At 76.1% G+C, this 2993-nt stretch carries 1 protein-coding gene; it reads left to right on the forward strand.

Features of this window, described 5'->3' with window-relative positions:
• Positions 1-2993, forward strand: a 2993-nt coding sequence (locus tag ACOJTC_RS30910) for a beta-ketoacyl synthase N-terminal-like domain-containing protein (RefSeq protein WP_420119524.1), incomplete at both ends; no start/stop codon positions are given.

Raw genomic sequence — 2993 nt, forward strand, 5'->3', positions numbered from 1 at the left:
ACCGGGCAGTGCGGCGCGGCCATCGTCGCCGCCTGCCACGTCGGGCTGACGCCCTGGTACTACCGCAGCCTCAGCCAGCTCGGCGCACTGTCGCCGACCCGGCCCCGGCCGTTCGACGACCGGGCCGACGGCTTCGTGCCCGGTGAGGGCGCGGTGGCCGTCATGCTGAAACGACTCGACGACGCCGAACGCGACGGTGACCGCGTCCACGCGGTGATCCGGGGCGCGGCGGTCAACCACGGCGGACGGGGCAGCGCCCTGCCCGTACCGCGCAGCGAGTCGCAGGTCGCGGTGATCCGGGCCGCGCTGGCCGACGCCGCGCTCACCCCGGCCGACATCTCCCTGGTCGAGACGCACGGCACGGCCACCCGGCTCGGTGACCCGATCGAGATCGCCGCCCTGGCCGAGGTCTTCGACGGCGACCGGCCCGAACCATGCCAGCTCGGCTCGGTCAAGGCGAACATCGGCCACCTGGAACCGGCGAGCGGCCTGGCCGGCCTCGCCAAGGTGCTGCTCTGCCTCGAACACGGTGAGATCCCGCCGCTGGCCGGGTTCGCGACGCTCGGCGCGCACATCACCCTGCCCCCGGGCCGGCTGGCCATCCCGACCGCACCGCAGCCGTGGCGGGCCGCCGGGCCGCGCCGGGCCGGTATCAGCGCCTTCGGCATGGGCGGAACGAACGCCCACGTCGTCGTCGAGGAGTACACCCCCGCCCCGGCCGCCCGGCCCGCCGACGGGCCGGCGCGCGAACACCTGCTGGTGCTGTCGGCGCACACTCCCGAGCTGCTGACCCGGCGGGTCGCCGACGTACGGCGGATGATCGAGGCGGACGACGCGGTCGACGTCGGGGCACTGTGCTTCTCGGCCTCGGTGGGGCGGGTCCACCTGCCGTACCGGGTCGCCGTGCTCGGGGCGACCGGGGCGGCCCTCGGCGCGGGCCTGCGCCGGGCGCTGCGCCTCGGGCCCGAGCTGCCGGGCACGGTGCTGCGCGGCGACACGGTGCTCGCCGGTGACCCGGTGCCGGTCGGGCCGGACCTCGCCGAACGGTTGGCGCGCCACCTGCCGTGGCCCGCCGAGCGGATCGCCGCCGAGCTGCGTACCCCCGACGGCGGGCTGCTCACCGCGCTGGCCGGCTGGTACGTCGCCGGCCGGGACGTCGACTGGCGACCGTTGTACGACGGTGCCCGCCCGCGCCGGCTCGCCCTGCCGCCCTACCCGTTCCGGGACCGCGCCGACCGGGCGTCCGCCCGACCGGTCCCCGGTCCGTCGACACCGCTCCCGGCGGTCGCCCCGGACCCGGCCGCCGGGCACCGGGAACCCGGGCTCGACCGACTGCTGGACGCCCACCGGGTCTTCGGCCGGCCGACGGTGCCGGCGGCGCTCCTCGTCACCAGGGGGTTCGCCACCGCAGCCGTCCTGGAACGGCTGGCCTTCACCGCCCGGGGCACCGGGCACCACCGGCTCACCGTGGACACGACCGCCGGCAACACGGTGACGTTCCGCTACGGCGGCCAGGTCATCGGCCATCTCACCACCGGCGCGGTCCGGCCGCAGGGACCGCCCCCCGCACCGCTGCCGGTGGACCGGGAGTACGCCGCCCACCCCCGCACACTCGACCCGGCCGGCCTGTACGCGTGGTTCGCGGCGAAGCGGGTCGACTTCGGCGCGGCGCTGCGGGTCGTCGGCCACATCGCGTACGGCACGACCGGGGTGCTCGTCCGGGTCGACCACGCCGACGCGGACCCGGCGGTGCGCGCGGTGGCCGCGCTCGACGCGGCGCTGCAGAGCATGGCGGTCCTGACCCTGGCCGATCCGGCCGCCTCCGCGCTGACCTACCTGCCGGTGTCGATCGGCCGGGCGGTGCGCTGGGCGGACCCGGTCGACACCCGGCACGTGCGGCTGCGGCTCACCGGTCAGGATCCCGACGGCAGCCGTCGGGCCGACGTCGTGCTGCTGGACACCGCCGGCCGGGTCCTGGTCTCCCTCACCGACGTGGTCTACCGGCCGGTCGCCGCCCCGACCGGCGACCCCGACCAGCCGGCGGACGCTTCCCCGACGGTGGGTCCGGCGGCCACGGCCGGGCGGCAGCCGGTGACCGCCTTCGCCGTCGAGGAAACCGTCGTCGAGGTGGTCCGCACGGTGCTGCGGGACCCGGACGTCACCGCGACCGGTTCGCTCGCCGCGACCGGCATCGACTCGATGCTCGCCACCATGGTCGCCGCCGACCTCCAGGAACGCCTCGGGGTGACGCTGAGCCCGGTGGAGGTGTTGCAGGTGCCCGACTGCCGCGCGCTGGCCGCCGTGGTGGCGTCCGTGCTGCCCGAGCAGACCCCGCCGACGACGGGTGCCCCGGCCGTTTCCGCGCCAGGGGACGCCCCGGCGGCGGCCGGGGCCACCGCCGACGACATCCGTGCCAGCACCGACCAGCCCGCCCCGACTGCCTCCGCCCTGCGGGACCAGCCGCCCGCCGGGTCGGACGGCGGCGACCGGGGTGACCTGGCCGTCATCGGGATCGCCTGCGCGCTGCCCGGTGCCACCGACCCGGAGGGCTTCTGGTCCCTGCTGGCGCGTGGGGGCAGCGGCATCGGTCCCGCGCCCGCCTTCCGCTGGGCGGGAGGTGGCGACGGGGCCGCGATCGGCGGCTTCCTGGGCCCGATCGACGAGTTCGACGCCCGCTTCTTCGACTTCTTCGCCAAGCAGGCCGAGGTGCTCGACCCGCAGGTCCGCTGGCTGCTGCGCACCGCGTGGGAGGCACTGGAGTCCGCCGGGATCGCCCCGCTGTCCACGCCCGCCTCGACAGGCGTGTTCGTCGGTGCCAGCTACCAGCACTACAAGGACTACAACCTCGCCCCGGAGCTGGACGCGCCGAGCGGGCTGGGCAACCACAACGCGTTCCTGGCGAACCGGGTGAGTTATTTCCTGGATCTGTCGGGGCCGAGCATGACGATCGACACGTTGTGTTCGTCGTCGTTGGTGGCGTTGCACACCGCCGT

Origin of the sequence: Micromonospora sp. (genome assembly GCF_048594385.1) — a bacterium.
GTDB classification, from domain to species: domain Bacteria; phylum Actinomycetota; class Actinomycetes; order Mycobacteriales; family Micromonosporaceae; genus Micromonospora; species Micromonospora wenchangensis.